Annotated in this window: 1 protein-coding gene; it reads left to right on the forward strand. The window is 59.6% G+C overall.

Annotated features, from left to right (window positions below):
* A partial coding sequence (locus tag KZZ07_RS26910) for a hypothetical protein (protein WP_219520029.1) occupies nucleotides 1-275 on the forward strand: 275 nt, incomplete at both ends.

The raw sequence follows: 275 nt of genomic DNA on the forward strand, positions 1-275 counted from the left end.
GGGCGGACTCACCAACAAGCACATTGACATCGATTCCCTCATCCAAATCGTCTCGTTCCAGACACAGGCGCCACGGATCATTGCGGCGGAGGAGGTAGACCCGGGACTGCGCGTATTCCCGGGCATTGACGACCAGTTCCGACTCTGGCAGCTCGACCTCGACACCACCTGCCCCGCCATGATGCCGGCAAGCGAGCTAGCTCGAATACTCCTCATTCCGGATGGGTATGCGGTCTGTTCAGGCTCTCATGGAACTGACGAGATCGTACGCGGTC

Origin of the sequence: Mameliella sp. CS4 (assembly GCF_019392335.1) — a bacterium.
Taxonomy (GTDB): Bacteria; Pseudomonadota; Alphaproteobacteria; order Rhodobacterales; family Rhodobacteraceae; genus Antarctobacter.